Below are 17,632 nucleotides of genomic sequence, written 5' to 3' on the forward strand. Positions count from 1 at the left end.
GGCAACGCGATTCCCGTAGCCAACCGGCCTATCGACGTGACGCCAATGGGAGACAGCACGATGAAGACGTTCACGGACAAGGTGGCGGCCATCACTGGCGCGGGTTCCGGCATGGGACGTTCACTGGCGCTCGAGCTCGCGCGTCGAGGGGCGCATCTCGCGTTGTCCGATATCGACGAGACCCGCGTGACGCATACGGCCATCGCCTGCCGCGCGCTTGGCGTGCGCGTCACATCGAAACGGCTCGACGTGGCCGAGCGCGACGCCGTCTTCGACTGGGCGCGCGAGACGGCCGCCGCGCACGGCAAGGTCAATCTCGTCTTCAACAATGCCGGGGTCTCATTGTCGGTGCCGGTCGCGACCGCACGCCAAGAAGACTTCACGTGGCTGATGGATATCAACTTCTGGGGTGTCGTGCACGGCACGCAGGCCTTCCTGCCCTACCTCACCGCGTCCGGCGACGGTCACATCGTCAATACGTCGAGCCTGTTCGGCCTCATCGCGATGCCAACGCAATCCGCCTACAACGCCAGCAAGTTTGCCGTGCGTGGCTTCACCGAGGCGTTGCGCATGGAACTCGATCTGGCGCGCTCGCCGGTGTCGTGCACGTGCGTGCATCCGGGCGGCGTGGCAACCCAGATCGTGCAGGCCTCGCGCATCGACGACAGCATTGCCGCGCTCACCGGCGTGGACGCGCAGACGCACCGGCAGCGCGCCAACAAGCTCATCGACGTGACGAGTGCGGATGCCGCCGCGCGGCAGATCCTCGCGGGCGTCGAGCACAACGCGCGCCGCGTGCTCGTGGGCCCCGACGCGCGCCGCGTCGACAGGCTGGCCCGCCTGCTCGGCGCACGCTATCAGGGGCTGGTCGTCTGGTTCTACCGGCGCACGGCCATGTCGCGCAGTGCGTCGTCGAACAAACATCATGCGGCGGCACACGCCCCCGACGCCCCAATGACCGACGGCCGGAGACCCTTGCCATGAAGGCCAACACGACAGCCACCGATCTCGCCAGCGCCGTCACCGATCTCGACGTCATCGTCGTCGGCGCGGGGATCTCCGGCATTGCCGCCGCACATTACCTGCGCGAGCGCTGCCCGGGCACACGCTTTGCGATGCTCGAGGCGCGTGAGTCGCTGGGCGGCACATGGGATCTCTTCCGCTACCCCGGCGTGCGCTCCGACTCGGACATGTTTACGCTCGGCTTCAGCTTTCGCCCTTGGGCTAGCGACCAGGCCATCGCCGAGGGCGGCAAGATCCTCGACTACCTCAAGGACACCGCCCACGCGGAGGGTCTGGACACGGTGATCCGCTACGGCCACAAGGTGCGCGAAGCCCGCTGGGAGTCGAGCATTGCCCGCTGGACGCTGGATATCGAACGCACGCACGCCGACGGCCATCGCGATACGCAATCGCTCACTTGTCGCTTCCTCTTCATGTGCAGCGGGTACTACGCCTATGACGCCGGACACGCGCCGACCTGGCCGGGCATGCACGCCTTCACCGGCACGGTCGTCCACCCGCAGCATTGGCCGGCCGGCCTCGACTATCGCGACAAGCGCGTCGTCGTCATCGGCAGTGGCGCTACGGCGGTGACACTGCTGCCGAGCCTGGCCGCGAGTGCGGCGCACGTCACGATGCTGCAGCGCTCGCCGAGTTATATCCTCTCGATGCCACAACGCGACGGCGTTGCCGAACGGCTGCGCGCATGCCTGCCAGCCGGCGCTGCGCACCGCGTCATCCGCATGAAGAACGTGCTGATTGCGCTCGGCTTCTACCAGGCGGCACGGCGCTGGCCGCAGGCCATTCGGCGCGTACTGATTCGACGCGCGGCCCGGCAGGCCCAAGGCAACGCCGATGTCGCACGCGATCTCACGCCACGCTATTCCCCCTGGGATCAACGGCTTTGTCTCGCACCGAACGGCGATATCTTCAAGGCGCTGCGTGGCGGACGCGCGGCTATCGTGACCGACGAGATCACGTCGTTCACGCCGGGTGGCCTCACGCTCAAGAGCGGCAAGACGCTCGACGCCGATATCGTCGTGACCGCCACCGGCCTGCGCGTGCAGTTGATGGGCGGCGCGCGTCTGCGGGTCGACGGCAAACCGGTGGACCTCGGCGACACGGTCGCCTACAAGGGCATGATGTACAGCGACGTGCCCAATCTCGCGTCGATCTTCGGTTACACCAACGCGTCGTGGACGCTCAAGGCCGAGTTGATTGCACAATACGTCTGCCGCCTCATCAACCATATGAACGCACACGATGTCGACACCTGCGTGCCGCGCCTGCGCGAGGGCGAGCTGGGTGAGTTGCCGGCCATCGGCCTGACGTCGGGCTACCTGCAACGCGCCGCCGGCGTGTTGCCGAAGCAAGGGCGGCGCAAGCCGTGGGTGTTCTATCAGAGTTACCTGCGGGATCTGCGCCTGATGCGCTGGGGCAGCGTCGACGACGGCGCCATGCGTTTCGAGCGTCGCGCCACGCGATCGGACACGCCGGGCGCCGCGACGCACGAGGCTGACGCGGCGAGTGCCGTGGTCGCCGCGGCGCCGTAGACCGTGTCATTCGACGACGTCGCAAGCCAAGCAGCGCGTCGCCCCATCGCCACACAGTACCGTACGTTGCTACGATGCGGTCTCACTGAACTTGCCCGCGGATCGACTCGACACCATGCTCATCGCCTACTTGCTGGCTTGCCTCGTCATCGCGATTGCCGCCGTGGTGTTCGTGCTGAGGCGCTTCACACGCCGCATCACACGCCGCGCCGAGGCGGCCGTGCCCCCGGACGGCCAATGTCTCGACATCGATGGCGAGCGTCTGCATTACGTCGATTTCGGGCGAGGCCCGGCCATCGTGTTCGTCCATGGCCTTTGCGGCCAGTTGCGCAACTTCGCCTATCTGCCGCTGGCGACGTTGGCCCAAACGCACCGCATCGTGCTGATCGACCGCCCGGGGTCCGGCTATTCGACGCGCGACGCGCAGCGCGACGGCGGACTTACGTCGCAGGCCAACGCAATCGCCCGCCTGATCGACGCGCTCGCGCTCGACCGTCCGCTGGTCGTCGGGCATTCGCTGGGCGGTGCAATATCGCTCGCGCTGGCGCTCGACCATCCGCAGCGCGTAGGCGCGCTCGCGTTGATCGCCCCGCTGACGCAGCCGGTGTCCGACTTGCCGGCCCCCTTTCGGTCGCTTGCGATTCGCAACGCCGCGTGGCGTCGCTGGATCGCGCGTACGCTCGCCGTGCCCATCGGCATGATGACGGGCCGCACGACGCTCGCCCATGTCTTCGGCCCGGAAGACGCCCCGAAGGACTTCCTCATCCGCGGCGGCGGCGTGCTGGGTTATCGCCCCGGCAACTTCGAAGCGGGCTGCGCCGACGTGCTCGCCGCCGAGCGCGACATGCCGGGCCTCGCCGCACGTTATGCCGCGTTGACCGTGTCCGTCGACATGCTCTACGGACGCAACGACCGCATCCTCGATTGCCGGGTGCATGGCGAGACAATGCCGGCGCTCAGCGAGCGCGTGCGCCTGACGCTCGTCGACGGCGGGCACATGCTGCCCGTCACGCAACCGGACGCGACCCTGCAATGGCTGCGAGACGTCATCGCACGCATGCCTACGCCGCAAGCTCGGCAATGCGGCGCCGCCCAGCCCCACATGACCGTGTCCACCGACTCAGCGAACGACGCTGGCTGAACAACGCGGCCTGGGCGCTCCCGCCTGAGCGCCCCCCAAAGCACGCACCGCCATCGCCCCGCCCCATCGTGGCCGCAGCACATCGGGGGCAGCCTGGGTGCGGCGGCGTCCGTCCAATGGCAAACTAGGGACTTTCCGATTTCGCGCAGCCGGTACGCGCACGTCACATGTCCGATCGTCCTGAAGTGCCCCGCGCGCCGTCCAGCTTGCGCATGGCCGCCAGTCTCGTCACGCTGCGCGTACGGGCAAGCGTCATGGAAGTCTTGCTCCTGCGACGCGCCGTGCGGGCCAACGACGCTAGCTCGGGCGCTTACGTCTTCCCCGGCGGTGTCGTCGATGCGGCCGACGCGGCCGACGCATTGGGCCACGCCGCCTGTCACGAACTCGACGACGCGGCCGCCAGCCAGCGCCTGTCCCTCCCGCAGCGCGGCCTCGACTACTACGTGGCCGCGATACGCGAGTGCTTCGAGGAAACGGGTGTGTTGTTTGCCGACGATGTCTCGGGCATGCCGATCGACGCGCATCGCCTCGTCGCCATGCGCGCGCAACGCGATGCGCTGCATGAGGGACGCATCGATCTCGCGTCATTGTGCCGATCGTTCGACGTCAGGCTCACACCGCAACGTCTGCACTATCTAAGCCACTGGGTCACGCCCCTTGGGCTGCCGAAGCGCTTTGATACGCGGTTCTTCCTGGCGATGTTGCCCGCGGGCCAGCAGGTGGAAGTCGATCAGGTCGAGACGGCGGCACACCGCTGGATGCGCCCTGAATACGCGCTCAAGCATGCGGATCAACTTCGGCTGTTGCCCCCCACGCGCAAGCTGTTGCAATGGCTGGACGAACTCGGGACGGCCGATGCCGCCTTCGCGGCGGCCCGGGCGCTGGCGGCGGTACCGCGTATTCAGCCGCGGCTGGCCAATGGCAAACGCGGCCGCTGGCCCGTCACGCCGGACGAGCCGGCATGGGCGGAACTGACGCTGACCGATCCCCATGAACACGGCACCGGCAGCTACGACATCGTGCCTGGCCGTAGCGTGACACTGATGCCCGGCGTGTTGCGTCTCACCGCCCCGAATCCCGGCATGATGACCGGCCCCGGCACGAACACCTATCTCGTCGGTGGCGGCCCCGACAATGCGTGGGCCGTCATCGATCCTGGCCCGGACGATCCAGCACACGTCGATGCGATTCTGCGCGCCGCCCCCGGCGCCATCCGGCAGATCTTCGTCACGCACACGCACCGCGATCATTCGCCGGCGGCGCGACGACTGAAGGCGACGACGGGCGCAACGACATACGGCATGCGCGCGCGTCACGACGAGGGGCAGGACGCAACGTTCGTCCCCGACGTGACGCTTAAGGATGGCGAGGCGGTGACGTTACCGGACGGCCGGCTGTTGCGGGCCGTTCATACGCCGGGGCATGCGGCCAATCATCTGTGCTACGGACTCGACGACGCGAGGCTGGTCTTCACCGGCGACCACGTCATGCAAGGCTCGACCGTCGTCATCAGCCCGCCTGATGGGCATATGGCGACCTATCTGGCATCGCTGGAGAAGCTCGCGGCGCTCGCGCCCGAGTGGCTCGCCCCGGGGCACGGCTTCGTGATGGATCGGCCAGCGCAGCGAATTGCACGGGTCATTGCGCATCGGCTGGCGCGCGAATCGCGCACGCTCGAGGCGCTTGCGCAGTTCGGGCCGGCAACCCTCGAGACGCTCATCCCGGTGGTCTACGCCGACGTGCCCATGGCACGCCACGCCGTGGCGCGACGCTCCCTGCAGGCGCATCTGGAAAAACTGGCGGAGGATGGCCTCGCCGCAGTGTCGGCAGACGCCCGGTGGCGGCGTGCCGGCACGGATGCGGCGTCGTGACACGTGGCGACGGCGGTGGACGTCAGTCGTAGGCGTCGCCAAGCAACTCGTCGACGATGCGCTCGCCGGCCTTGAGGCCGGCCATCTCGGCGTCAAGGCGATTGTCGCGATGCCCGTCGGGAGACCGCACCTCCGGCCCCTCCGGCTTGCCGTGCCGGATGACCTGGACCAGGTAGTCCCACGGTCCTGCATACTCGTTCTGGAAGGCGCGCACGCGAATCTGATAGCCCGCGCGATATTCGTACACCTGCTCGTGCGATACATAGTTCATGACGGACTCCGGTTGTCTTGAAAACGCCCTGCCCTGCTAAAAAGCGTAGCACCTTCGCGTTCGATCGGCGACATGGAAACGTCACCCCAAACGAGAGACGGATGCGGTGAACCGACAAAAAAAAACCCACCTGAGCGAGGTGGGTTTCAAAACCGGGACGCATGGGGCACCATGACACGCCCGGGAAGACAGGGTCATGCGAACATGACCGACTCATTATGGACGGACGAGTTTGCGCCGGTCGTATGCGCCGTGCACTGGATTAGACATAGATCAAACTTTCCGTTGGTGCGGCGCCGTATCGCGAACGCCGGCGGGTTTCATAGGCAAAATGCACGCGCTGCACACGTCAGGCATTGTCAATTGCCCGATATCCAATAGCCATGTCTTCGGCCAAGGTGACCCGCGTCAACCTCGTCAGGCGTCGCTCATGGTTCAATGAGATCGTGGTTCTTTCATCGAATTCGGCTATGCTGACGGCAAAACAAGCCGAGACGCTGGCAAAACGACACGACATGGGGATGTCGACCGAGGAAACGGGGTCGTATTGTCAGAGAGCTGCGGCAGTAGGCGAAACATCACACTAAGTCACGCAGCCATGCCCATCTCGGCAGTCTTTATCAGCATTGCGATCCTGTCTTGCGTCATGAGCGTAGCCGTTCTGGGCTCGCTATTCGGGACAGGCGTCCCGGGGGTGCGCCTGTGGTGCGTGGCGAGTGCGCTGCTGGCCGTCGTGGCTGCACTGCTCCTGACCGGAACATCGGATGTCGCCGTCGCGGTGTCGAGCAGCATGCTGGTCATCGCCTCGCTCATCGGCTTGCACGGCTTCCGGCAATTCCTCAACACCCGATCGTCGTATGCCTGGGAGTATGTCGCTCTCGGCGCGATCCTGGTCATGTTGATTTACTGGACATTCCTGTCGCCTCGCGTCGACGCGCGCAGCACCATGATCTCGGGCTGCATTGCGTACGTCCGCTTCAGTATCGGCGCGGCGGTGCTGAAATACCGACCACGGGCCCGCCCCAAATACGCGTATTACTTTGTGGCGATCGCGGCAATGCTCGGTGCCTTTGTGCACGCCATTCGTTCCGTTGCGTATGGAGTGGGCCTGGCGCATGAGGCAACCTTTCTGCAACCGACGCCGTTGAACGTCGTGTTCCTCGGCATGGCGACACTGACGTTGCCGTGTCTGTCGGTCGGTATGGTGCTGCTGGCGCACGACCGGCTGGCCGACCGCATGGAGCGCCTGGCAACGTTTGACGACCTGACGGGCCTGCTCGCCCGGCGGGCGTTCATCGCGCGCGCAGAGGCTCTCGTCAGGGAATGTGTCGACAGGAAGTCAACGTTTTCGATCGCGATTCTGGACATCGACAACTTCAAGAGCATCAATGACCGCTATGGGCACGCGGCGGGAGATCTTGCGCTTGCTCATGTGGCGTCGCTGATCGCTCAGGCGGTGCGTGCCACCGACATCGTCGGGCGGATTGGCGGCGAAGAGTTTGCGTTGTTGCTGCCGGCTGAAACCAAGGAGAATGCGGGACGCCTCATCAACCGGTTGCGTGACATCGTTGCCACCTCGGGCTCGTGCGTCCCGGGCAGGGATGTGGTGTCGACCCTGAGCGCGGGCGTGGATGCGTTTCGCGATGGGGACACCTTGGCCTCCGTGATGGCGAGAGCCGACGCTGCGCTCTATGCCGCAAAGGCCAAGGGCAGGAACTGTGTCGTGGTCGCGCCCGCGATCGAGCCGCTGCCTCTGGAGCCGTTGGCGCAAGCGAATGGCGTGCGCTTCGGCGGCAAGACCGCGAATGGCTGATACTGCGCTACGACTTGTGGAGATGTCCCGAATCGGGAAAGAAATGACGCGCGAAACGCTTTGAACTACACGGGAATTTGGGGTGACCGATGGGACTCGACCCCACGACGACTGGAATCACAATCCGGTTATCAAATAGCAATTTCCCTTTGTTTTTCAAGCTGTTGGGGTGTCCAGATTGTCAATTCCCATAGATGGACAGGCAACGGTGCGACAAGGCTTTCCGGCCGTCTGTTGACAAAAAATCGACAGGGGGGGGCAATGCTTGAAGCCGTATTTGCCAGTGCGTACCAAAGATACCCCCAAATAGTCTGCGCAAAAATTCAGCACGATAATTTGGGGCTCTCCGAGGAGTTTACGAGCCGGTATTAGGGGCGGTTGGGTGGGTGATTAGCAGCGCGATCCTCCCCCCTCCGTGCCCCACCGGCATCGGCTCACGGGAACAGAATTGCGGCGTAGTTGCGAGCACTGTGGAGGATATGGACGACGTCAATTCGGTCGTCCGACTCGACCACACGATAGAAGATTTGATAGTTGCCATAGACGCGATGGCGGATACCGTAACGCTCATAACGCGGTACCACGGGGAACGCTAGCGGCATCTCAGCAAGACTCAAGCACTTGTCTCTCAGTTCCTGAATGAACGTCACGGCACGGCGCGGATTGTCCCGCGCGATGTAGTCACCAATGGCTTCGAGGTCGACGATGGCTTCGGGCAGTAAGTGAACGATCATGCCTTGTCGTTCACCATTGCCTGATACTTCTTTTCGAGACGGTCGAACACGTCGGCGGCAGATTGGCCCCGACCTGCTTCCGCGTCGGCAATGCCCTTCTCAACGACGGCATCGAGCGCAGCAAGCTGGGTCTCACGATCCTGAATAAGTCGCACGCCTTCGCGCAAAACCTCACTCTTCGAGCCGTAACGGCCCGTCGCCACAAGCTCGGCAATGTAGCTCTCAAGCTGTCGCCCGAGTTCAGCGCTAATCATGGTTTCCTCCGTTAGGGGGCTTGGCTGGAATGTGTGTGATCTTATCATTCTTGATAATAGTTATCAAATTGCATGCCCGACCCGGTGTCGGGAACGGGAATTGTTTGTCGAGTCCCGATCGAGTACTCATGAGATTCGGAAGTTACTGAAACTCGGGGCACAGCACTCCTGCGATGATGAATTCAGCCACTAACACGGCTAAATTCACCTACTTCTAAGGAGGCGTCGGATGAGTGATTCAAACGACAGCAACGGAAAAGACGCAGGAGGCGACGGCCAAGGCAATAGCGGGCTCAACCTCCCCAAGTCGTTGACGCGTGAAGGGCATGTTGTCTGGTTCCATGAATACAAGAAGTACCTTGGTTACGCGTGGGACGAGTCAGCAGGAGAAATCAGGCGAGCGCATGTGTCCGACCCTGAGCACGCGATTTACTTTGAGACGTTCGCAGAAGCGATGGTGGCGACCGATAGGTTGATGGGGCCTCATGTCATTCTTCACGCGGCGAAGCGGGGCGAGAAACCACGATTGGTGCGGTAACTGATGTTGCGGCCCGTCCGATGTGGTGGGCCGTTATCCGCTATCTCTAGATTCACCCTCGCATTTTGCTACGCGGCCACGGTACTCCAACCTCACGAAGTTCTTCGGACGCATGTCGCCGAAGGCTCTCAAGATGGTGCACGGATATCAGTACTTGGACGCGCGTGCCGCCGCTGGTGCGCCTGCGAGTGCCAACAAGGACATAGCCGCGATGCAGACGATCTGCAATTACGCAGTTCGTTGGGGTTTGATCGACGTGAATCCGTTCGTTGGACTTATGCTGAATGAAACTGACGTCGTGAGGCGCGACGTCACAGGAAGTCAAGTCACACGGTTTTACCTGTGGGCGGTCAGGCAGGACCTTCCCTTCAAGACGATGGGATGTGCGGCCATGTTCGCGTACCTAACTGGATTTCGCGCCGCCGAGGTCCGGCCGTTCCATCGCTCAGGCATACGAGACGACGGCGTGATGGTCGAGAGCGCTAAGCGCAAACGAGGGGATGAACGGGTAATGAAGCTGCGAGCCTGGTCGCGGCGTTTGAAGGTGGTGGTTAAACGCGCACAGCAAGGACGTCGCGTTCCGGGCATGGCTCTCTTCGGCAATCGCAAGGGACAGGTGTACACACGCAGCGGATGGGGAAGCGTATGGCAGGATGCGCAGTTCGCGTGGATAGCGTCGTTCGACAACGTGACGCGCGCGGTATGGAATGACCTTGAGAAGCGAGCCGCGTATCTGATAACCGGTCACCCAGCATATTTCACGCTTAACGACGGCCGACCAGTCGCGATCACGGAAAAGCTCGAGCGCCGAGAGGCAGACGTGTTCGACTTTGCGGCACACGCAGACCCGGGCACGACGATGCGGCACTATGATCGCAGACGCGTGAGAAAAGCGTCACCGACGAAGTGAGCAAATTGACAAATCGGGGATTTCGTTGACAAACGAAGTGGTTACTACCGGGAAAAACAAGGGATTTTGGGGTGACCGATGGGACTCGAACCCACGACGACTGGAATCACAATCCAGGACTCTACCAACTGAGCTACGGCCACCGCCGTGATCAGCAACATGACTTGCTTGCTGAACAGAAGAAAGATTATAGCGACGTTTTTATCGCGCTGCCAAGCACTTTTTTCACTCGATCGAAATACTTCTTCGCTGGCATGCACGATCGATGCGCGAGATCGTCATCTCACGCGGCGAGCGCTCGCAACGCGTCATCGCATTTCGATGCCGGACGTCACGCGATCGCGAGCGATTCCACGTCGTCGCTGGCCGAGATCGCTCCGGCACGCAATTGCTCGCGCGCCGCTTCGAACGCGCCGATCCCCGCCTTGAGACGTTTCGGATCCGACAGCACCCGACGCCATCCTCGCGCCCCCGGCACACCGCGATACAGACCCAGCGCATGACGCGTGATCGCGCCAAGATATTGCCCCCTCTCCACCTGCGCCGCGGCGTATTCGATCAGTGCATCTTCTACTGCCTCGCGTGACTTCACTGCGGCAGTGTCGCCATAGAACCGCGCATCGACCTCCGCCAGCACATAGGGATTGTGATACGCCTCGCGGCCCAGCATCACGCCATCGACGTGCTGCAAATGCAGTTCGACCTCATCGAGCGTCTTCACGCCGCCGTTGATCAGGATCTCGAGCTGCGGGAAGCTTTGCTTCAGGCGATACGCATAGTCGTACTTGAGCGGCGGAATCTCGCGATTCTCTTTCGGGCTCAGCCCCTTGAGAATGGCATTGCGCGCATGAACGATAAATGTCGTGCACCCCGCTTGCGAAATGCTGCCGACAAAGTCCTCGACGAACGAGAACGATTCGACGTCGTCGATCCCGATGCGATGCTTGACCGTTACCGGCACCTGCACCACATCGCGCATCGCCTTGACGCAATCGGCAACGAGTGACGGCTCCGCCATCAGACACGCACCGAACGCCCCACGCTGCACGCGCTCCGACGGACATCCACAGTTCAGGTTTATCTCGTCATACCCCCACTGCTCGCCGAGCTTCGCGGCTCGTGCGAGATCCTGCGGCTCGCTGCCGCCCAATTGCAGCGCGACGGGATGCTCGAGCGCATCGAAATCGAGATGGCGCGCAACGTCGCCATGCAACAGCGCACCCGTCGTGACCATCTCGGTATAGAGCCACGTGTGACGCGACAACTGACGATGAAAGACCCGGCAATGCGAATCCGTCCAATCCATCATCGGCGCGACGCTGACGCGGCGGGGGGGTAAATTCATTGAAAATCTCTTACAAAACAGTCGATTACAGCAAAAAGCGTAGTGCCCGTTTTCCCAATTTTAGACGCCATTTAGGCTCGTTTTAGCACCCAAGTGCTACGGTGTAGCACCGAAAAAAGCCGTGTAGCACCGACGAAAACCTATGGGAACAATCTCAGTACGGGAACGAAAGGACAAAAGTATAGGGTATACGGCACAGATCCGCCTGAAGCGCGGCGGACGGGCGGCCTACACCGAGGCGAAGACGTTTGACCGCAGGCAGGCTGCAGCGGCGTGGATCGTCAAGAGGGAGAAGGAACTGGCGCGTCCGGGGGCAATGGAAGCCGCCGCTCAAGCCGACCCGCTTTTCAGCGAAGTGATTGAAAAGTATGTTCGCGAATCGATTAGGGAAATCGGGCGGACGAAGGCTCAAGTCTTGAATGCCGTCGCACGAGCGCCCATCGGCGAAAAGCGTTGCAGCGAGCTGGGAAGCACCGACTACGTTGAGTTTGCCAAAAGCCTCGGCGTCCTCCCACAAACCGCGAGCAACTATATGTCCCACATGGGGGCAGTCGTGAACGTCGCGCGCCCAGCGTGGGGTTATCCATTGTCTGAGCAAGCTTTGAAGGATGCGCGACGAGTCCTATCCCATCTCGGTCATACGGCCAAGTCGGCCAAGAGAGAAAGACGCGCAAGCTTTGCTGAGCTGGATCTGCTACTTGAGCATTTCGTTGGTATCCGCAAACGGCATCCGAATAGCGCACCGATGCAGTACATAGTCCCGTTCGCGATCTTCTCGACTCGGCGCCAAGAGGAGATCATTACGATCAAGTGGTCGAACTTGGACAAGGAGGGATCGCGGATATTGGTTCGGGACATGAAACACCCGGGCCAGAAAAGCGGCAATGACGTTTGGTGCGACCTACCCCCAGAAGCCATGCGCATTCTGTCGGCGATACCACGGCGCGAAGGGGAAGACCGAATTTTCCCCCAGACCACCGATGCCGTCGGCGCTGCGTTCACGCGCGCATGCCGGTTTCTCCGAATTGAGGACTTCCGATTTCACGACCTGCGCCATGAAGGCACTAGTTGGCTGTTCGAGCAAGGTCTGTCGATACCTCGCGTGGCAGCCGTAACCGGCCACCGGAGCTGGACAAGCCTAAAGAGGTACACGCATATCCGGCAGACGGGCAATCGATTCGCCGACTGGCCATGGCTTGCGAGACTAGCCCCGGCGGCGGGCACTTGAATCGGTAGGCACCGGAGCATGACTACGCACAGCGCCGACATCTGACTCGATAGGCTATTAACCTTGGCTAGCCGTGGCTGGGAGGCTTATCTGGCAAGGGATTGCGGGTGGGGCGTTTACTATTTTGGGGCATTACGCGAAGAGGGTAAGTCGTTGATTTTTATAGTGGGGGATTTGGCGGGATAGTAGGAGTGGCGGCGGGGACTAGGGTCGAGAAAACGGCTCTGGAACGGCAGTTTCCACCCCTGGACAGTCGCTCACCTAAGCTTTGACTCTGTCCGTAACTACTGCGGAAACAGTCGTAGATTGGTAGAGCGATAAACGCCTTCTGCCGATTAGCTATACAGCCTAGTAGAGCTGATCCCCGCTACTCTCGAATAGAAACCGCTTAATGCCTCGACTGTCGTATTGAGGAATGCAGGGTCAACCGGGTGTTCCATAGTGTCAATTACGCGCGGGACGTAGTGGATGAAGGCTCGACAATTCGCCCTTAATTTGAGCCGCGCCAGCGCACGAATTTATGCTATAAAATTCACTCGAAGTGCCGCGGACAATAGCTACATTTCATCCGGGAAGCTGAAAAATTGGACAGCGAACAGACGGACTATAGGCCCGGCAACGATTGCACGGCAATTCGAAAGCGTGATCGAGCGAAAGCGAATCGTAGGCTCACCAACAAACGCAATGTCTCGTCGGAAGCGGGTGAAAGGGGATGCTAGACTTCGGCAGCAGATCAGAACGAGGAATTCATGCCTCAATGTCCACCACAACCAAGTGATATTCCTGCGTGGGTGCAAGCTGTTGGCTCCATTCTCGCGATCCTCATTTCGGTTGGCATTGCCACATGGCAAGCCCGTAAAGCGCAATCGCAAACCCTGTTTGGCATCGAACAGCAACGTCGCGCAGATCATCTGCGAAGCGCAACGACACTCATAGAAATCGCAAAGGCCGCGTCAAACGTGCAGAGGCACGTAGGGAGCAAGTTCTTGTCTCGGGCGGCCATATCTAAGGCGGCATTAGATCGACTTCCCTTCGACATGCCCGAGGTTCTGGCGCTTGAACGGGCACTCAACAAGATCGAGATTCACCTGCTTCCTGCCGAGCTGGTCACGCTCGCGCTAATCGTTGCTGCGACCTTCCGCCAGTTCCGCATCAAAGTCGAGATGGCACTCGATACCCATAGTCAAATGGATGCGGCAGCGTTCGACGACTTCTTCAATGTGATCATGCAGATACAAGAGTCGATGCGGATAACTGTTACCGATCTCGAAAACCAATTAGCAACATTGCGTCAATAAGGTGAGTCGCCCTCGGCTTCAGGCGTAGACATGAACGAACAAATATCGCGCAAGAATCACTACGTCCCGCAATGGTATCAACGAGGATTTCTCAAAGCGCCGCAGTCACGGCTGCACGTCCTCGATCTCGCGCCACAGGACACGATTTTACCGAGCGGGAAGATCATACCCAGCTCACCGCTCAGCGAGTGCTCACCGAAATACGCGTTCGTAGAACTTGATCTCTACACGACCCGCTTCGGAGACGTTCTTAACGACGAGGTTGAGCGGCTTCTCTTCGGGCCGGTCGACAAAAGCGGGGCAGAGGCCGTTCGTGCGCTGATCGAAAACAAGTCAAAACGGATACATGATTATTTTACGGCTCTGTTCGATTTTCTCGACACACAGAAGCTGAGAACCCCAAAGGGGCTTGATTTCCTTCTCGGCCGCTACGGTCAGATCGGGCAAACTGCGTTGATGGTCGAGATGCAACGCGTGCGCGCCATGCATTGCACAATCTGGACCGAAGGCGTTCGCGAAATTGTCTCTGCAAAGAACTCACATGTGAAATTCATCGTCTCGGACCATCCGGTCACGATTTATCACCGCGAGTTCTCACCTAATCACAGCACTTGTAACTATCCCAATGACCCCGGTATCGAGTTGGTCGGCTCGCAGACTATCTACCCGCTCGATGGCGAACACTGCTTGATCCTTACCCACACCGAGTACGCGAAGTCTCCATCATCCGTAGATGTTCTCGCGAAGCGCACGCATGCTCGCTACCGAGGTCACAGTTATGTCCGGACGGACGCCTTCATCCGTACCCGCGATATGTCGTCCGCCGAGGTTATCGCGATCAACCACATCCTTAAGTCGCGCGCCAGAAAATACGTTGCTGCGGCGCAGGTTGATTGGCTATATCCCGAGCAATCCAACTCGCTAAGCTGGCGCGAAATAGAGCAGATCCTGTTGCCTCGGGACGACCTTTGGAGGTTTGGTGGCGAGATGGTCATGAAATTCAGCGACGGGACCTACCACTTTCAAGACGCTTTTGGTCGAACGTCGAAGGCTCACGAATATCTTGCGAAGACACAGCCGGAAAGCGAACCGACCGCAGACGATCGCTGCCCTTGCGGGAGCGCACAGCGATACGCGGACTGCTGCCAACCGTTACCCGCGCAAGAGCGGCCGACCTGGACAAGCTGCGGGATACGTGAGCGTAACATCGCTCTATGCAATGCGGTTTCGGACATTCTGGGTCTCAACAAGGGAAATGACTGGAACGACGTCCGTCGCGAACTCAACGACGAGCACGTGGCTCGTATTCACGAGTTTTATGAGTTCTTGTGGCCGACGGACACGTTGTTGTGCGAGTTGCTTCCGCGCCCGAAGGCGAATGTCTCTCGGGCAGTTCTTCTGGGACCTATAGATGTCCGCTCGCTTCCGTTGCTGATCACGCCTTTGCTCGAATATTTTGATGAGCTAGTCGTGCCACATCCATTCCCCAATGCGGCTGGGCTACGACCAGAAAGCAGTCCGACAAAGTCCCCGACGCTTTATAGAGATCAGACACTAAGGAATGTGCTGATGCTCCTTGAGCTAGAGGGCTTTATACGGTCCGGAAGACTCCACCTCATCCCGGACCCGATGGACGTCGACGAGTTCTACCGCGCTGAGATTCTTGAGTTGGAAAAGGACCAGATGCGAGGCGTGGCACTGAGTGATCGCGACAAACGCTATACAGAAGCATTGGCTAAAGACGATCATAAGCGATGGGTGCTCCGCGCTCACGCGGACGACCTCCTTGCGTTCGTGAAAAGTAACACACCTAATCTTGCTCACGAGGTCGCCGAAAAGGTTGCCGCCCATCTGAAACAGGAAATCGAAGAAGATCCATTGATTCTCCTTCAACCAATGCCGAAGGGATCGGATAATGGCCAACTGATGCTGCTCAAGAATTTTGGCATCGATTCTGGACTGTTCATCGCATCGATGACAGGCTCTGTCCCCTACTGTCATCTCGACGCGATCTGGGAAAAACTACATGCGGCAAACGACAAGCAGCCACAGAGTGCGGACGCCCTCGCAGAACGCCTCCCGGCGGACGCGCGATCGATAGAGATCGCTGTTCGATTGCCCGGTTCGTACAAACAAGGAGAGACTATTCCGAACGCAGATAGCGTGAAAGAAGTCATCCGAATATTCATAAAAGCAGCTTCCAGGAACGATCCCGAAGAAATTGCGCATCTAGAAGCCGCTCTGAAGGCTGTCCGTGCCCAACCGCAGATCGATATTCCATCTAGCATTTTGGCACATCTCGAAGCTTCGGCTCCGGCCGGTGGCTTCATGACTACGAACGCGACCCGTCTGGTTCACACTTACGGGCTAACAACGCGTATCAATCCGGTACCTTTAGCGTTTCGCTTCGGCTGGACAGATTAAGGATCGGCGATCCGGTATGTTGCACAGGCGAGAGGGCTGCCAAGAGATCGCGCTCAGCTAGCTGCCTGCCCGAAAAGGAATGCAACCGTCATCGAGCAGTGCGATCTGCTCCGCCCAGGCCTTCGCGAGATCATGAACGACAGCAACCCACGATGAGAACCTTAGTGTTCTCCCTGCGATTTAGAACAAGAGTGGAACTATGGCAAAAGTTGTTGTTGGAAAGAGCCTGAAGGATACCGACGTGTTGTGGCGATATATGTCGCTCGACAAATTCATAGATCTCGTGGAGTCGCACGCTCTTTACTTCGCACCGTTGTCTACGTATGGCGAAACTGATCCTTTCGAAGGGTACATGCCCAAAGCGGCAACTCAGGCGTTGGCGGATATTTCTAGGAAGTATCGAGACCAACACCTTGAGGCAATCGAAAAACTTGAGCGCGAACTCTCCGGCAAAGTGCCTCAAGAGATCAGACATCGACTCAAAGCGGACCTCCAGAAGCTTCGAGTTCAGGCAGAATCGCACGTTCCGACGATGGGCGCCCTCGCGAAGAATATCTCTGCCTGCACAATGGTCAACTGCTGGTTTAAAGGCGAGCACGAGTCCGAAGGGATGTGGAATCTCTATGCGAGAAACGGCGTAGCCGTCAAAACCAGCGTTAGATCGATGCGACACGCATTGAGCAATGACGATGATCAACCCGTTGTCCACGTTGGCTCCGTCAAGTATGTCGATTTCTCCAATCCAGACCTGAAGCCCGGCGACTGCGTTACCGAAGATGGCCATTTGATGGGCATGATCAAACGCGTCGCATACGAGCACGAGAAAGAAGTTCGAATGTATGTCGCCCGAATGCGACCTTCAAACTGTCTGGACTTGCTGCAACCGGAGCCAATGCGCGTGTCTGCGGACGTCCAAGCCATGATTGAGGCGGTCGTCGTATCACCCTTCGCGGGGATAACAATTGAGCGGAGTGTCCGCGCTGTTTGCCGTTGGAGCGGTATTAACGAAGGCATAGTCTCACGCTCGAATTTGCTCGACAACTGCGAGTATCTATTGGACGCGTACAAGTGAACGCATAACAAACAGTCTTCGTCAACTCCTGAGTGACGGACGCCGCACCGAAGCTTAGTGCAGTGAGCGGTAATGACGACGAGTATCGAAAACAAAAGCTCCGGATCGGGGGAGCGATTCGTGGCGCTTTGCTGGCGATCAAGTCGCTTCGGCAACACGCGCCACACTGTAAACGGGC

Annotated in this window: 15 protein-coding genes and 1 tRNA gene; 11 read left to right on the forward strand and 5 right to left on the reverse strand. The window is 60.1% G+C overall.

Annotated elements, in window-relative coordinates; all coding sequences use genetic code 11:
- Positions 1-60: 60 nt before the first annotated feature.
- The 4 genes from PTE31013_RS07695 to PTE31013_RS07710 all read left to right on the forward strand — a co-directional run bounded on the left by PTE31013_RS07695 (position 61) and on the right by PTE31013_RS07710 (position 5,567).
- A complete protein-coding gene (locus PTE31013_RS07695) occupies positions 61-984 on the forward strand; it encodes an SDR family NAD(P)-dependent oxidoreductase (protein ID WP_150612248.1) in 924 nt (307 codons plus the stop codon).
- Positions 981-2,555, forward strand: coding sequence for a flavin-containing monooxygenase (locus tag PTE31013_RS07700; protein ID WP_246174044.1), 1,575 nt, complete (start codon positions 981-983; stop codon positions 2,553-2,555). Before PTE31013_RS07695 ends, PTE31013_RS07700 begins: the two co-directional genes overlap by 4 nt.
- A gap of 115 nt (positions 2,556-2,670) precedes the next feature.
- Positions 2,671-3,696, forward strand: a complete 1,026-nt coding sequence (locus PTE31013_RS07705; RefSeq protein WP_150612249.1) for an alpha/beta fold hydrolase — start codon at positions 2,671-2,673, stop codon at positions 3,694-3,696.
- A 167-nt stretch (positions 3,697-3,863) separates the two neighbouring features.
- A complete protein-coding gene (locus PTE31013_RS07710) occupies positions 3,864-5,567 on the forward strand; it encodes an MBL fold metallo-hydrolase (RefSeq protein ID WP_150612250.1) in 1,704 nt (567 codons plus the stop codon).
- 22 nt (positions 5,568-5,589) lie between these two features.
- On the opposite strand, the gene PTE31013_RS07715 is transcribed toward PTE31013_RS07710, so the two are convergent.
- A complete protein-coding gene (locus tag PTE31013_RS07715; protein ID WP_150612251.1) occupies positions 5,590-5,838 on the reverse strand; it encodes a hypothetical protein in 249 nt (82 codons plus the stop codon).
- Positions 5,839-6,484: 646 nt separating this feature from the next.
- Between PTE31013_RS07715 and PTE31013_RS07720 the strand changes: the two genes are divergently transcribed.
- Positions 6,485-7,651, forward strand: a complete 1,167-nt coding sequence (locus tag PTE31013_RS07720; protein ID WP_246174046.1) for a GGDEF domain-containing protein — start codon at positions 6,485-6,487, stop codon at positions 7,649-7,651.
- A gap of 434 nt (positions 7,652-8,085) precedes the next feature.
- On the opposite strand, the gene PTE31013_RS07725 is transcribed toward PTE31013_RS07720, so the two are convergent.
- Together PTE31013_RS07725 and PTE31013_RS07730 are read right to left on the reverse strand one after the other, a co-directional pair.
- Complete coding sequence (locus PTE31013_RS07725; RefSeq protein WP_150612253.1) at positions 8,086-8,385, reverse strand: type II toxin-antitoxin system RelE/ParE family toxin; 300 nt, start codon at positions 8,383-8,385, stop codon at positions 8,086-8,088.
- Positions 8,382-8,639: a type II toxin-antitoxin system ParD family antitoxin gene (locus PTE31013_RS07730; RefSeq protein WP_150612254.1), complete on the reverse strand. Its 258-nt coding sequence runs from the start codon at positions 8,637-8,639 to the stop codon at positions 8,382-8,384. Before PTE31013_RS07730 ends, PTE31013_RS07725 begins: the two co-directional genes overlap by 4 nt.
- Positions 8,640-8,868: 229 nt before the next feature.
- On the opposite strand from PTE31013_RS07730, the gene PTE31013_RS07735 reads away from it, so the two are divergent.
- Both PTE31013_RS07735 and PTE31013_RS07740 read left to right on the forward strand, forming a co-directional pair.
- Complete coding sequence (locus tag PTE31013_RS07735) at positions 8,869-9,177, forward strand: hypothetical protein (protein ID WP_150612255.1); 309 nt, start codon at positions 8,869-8,871, stop codon at positions 9,175-9,177.
- 112 nt (positions 9,178-9,289) lie between these two features.
- The gene (locus PTE31013_RS07740; RefSeq protein ID WP_150612256.1) at positions 9,290-10,087 is read left to right on the forward strand and encodes a site-specific integrase; all 798 of its coding nucleotides are present in this window, start codon (positions 9,290-9,292) and stop codon (positions 10,085-10,087) included.
- A 67-nt stretch (positions 10,088-10,154) separates the two neighbouring features.
- On the opposite strand, the gene PTE31013_RS07745 is transcribed toward PTE31013_RS07740, so the two are convergent.
- Together PTE31013_RS07745 and dusA are read right to left on the reverse strand one after the other, a co-directional pair.
- A tRNA-His gene (locus PTE31013_RS07745) sits at positions 10,155-10,230 on the reverse strand.
- 188 nt (positions 10,231-10,418) lie between these two features.
- Entirely contained in the window at positions 10,419-11,432 is a 1,014-nt protein-coding gene (dusA, locus tag PTE31013_RS07750; RefSeq protein WP_150612257.1) for a tRNA dihydrouridine(20/20a) synthase DusA, read from the reverse strand.
- A gap of 142 nt (positions 11,433-11,574) precedes the next feature.
- Between dusA and PTE31013_RS07755 the strand changes: the two genes are divergently transcribed.
- The 4 genes from PTE31013_RS07755 to PTE31013_RS07770 all read left to right on the forward strand — a co-directional run bounded on the left by PTE31013_RS07755 (position 11,575) and on the right by PTE31013_RS07770 (position 17,454).
- A complete protein-coding gene (locus tag PTE31013_RS07755) occupies positions 11,575-12,660 on the forward strand; it encodes a site-specific integrase (RefSeq protein ID WP_150612258.1) in 1,086 nt (361 codons plus the stop codon).
- A gap of 749 nt (positions 12,661-13,409) precedes the next feature.
- On the forward strand, positions 13,410-13,958 hold the full coding sequence (locus PTE31013_RS07760) for a hypothetical protein (RefSeq protein WP_150612259.1): 549 nt from the start codon (positions 13,410-13,412) through the stop codon (positions 13,956-13,958).
- Between the two features lie 30 nt (positions 13,959-13,988).
- Positions 13,989-16,382 carry a DUF4238 domain-containing protein gene (locus PTE31013_RS07765; RefSeq protein ID WP_150612260.1) on the forward strand — a complete coding sequence of 798 codons (2,394 nt, stop codon included), beginning with the start codon at positions 13,989-13,991 and terminating at the stop codon, positions 16,380-16,382.
- A 199-nt stretch (positions 16,383-16,581) separates the two neighbouring features.
- The gene (locus tag PTE31013_RS07770) at positions 16,582-17,454 is read left to right on the forward strand and encodes a DUF2971 domain-containing protein (protein WP_150612261.1); all 873 of its coding nucleotides are present in this window, start codon (positions 16,582-16,584) and stop codon (positions 17,452-17,454) included.
- The last annotated feature ends 178 nt before the right edge of the window (positions 17,455-17,632 follow it).

Origin of the sequence: Pandoraea terrigena (assembly GCF_902459705.1) — a bacterium.
In the GTDB taxonomy this organism is placed as follows: domain Bacteria; phylum Pseudomonadota; class Gammaproteobacteria; order Burkholderiales; family Burkholderiaceae; genus Pandoraea; species Pandoraea terrigena.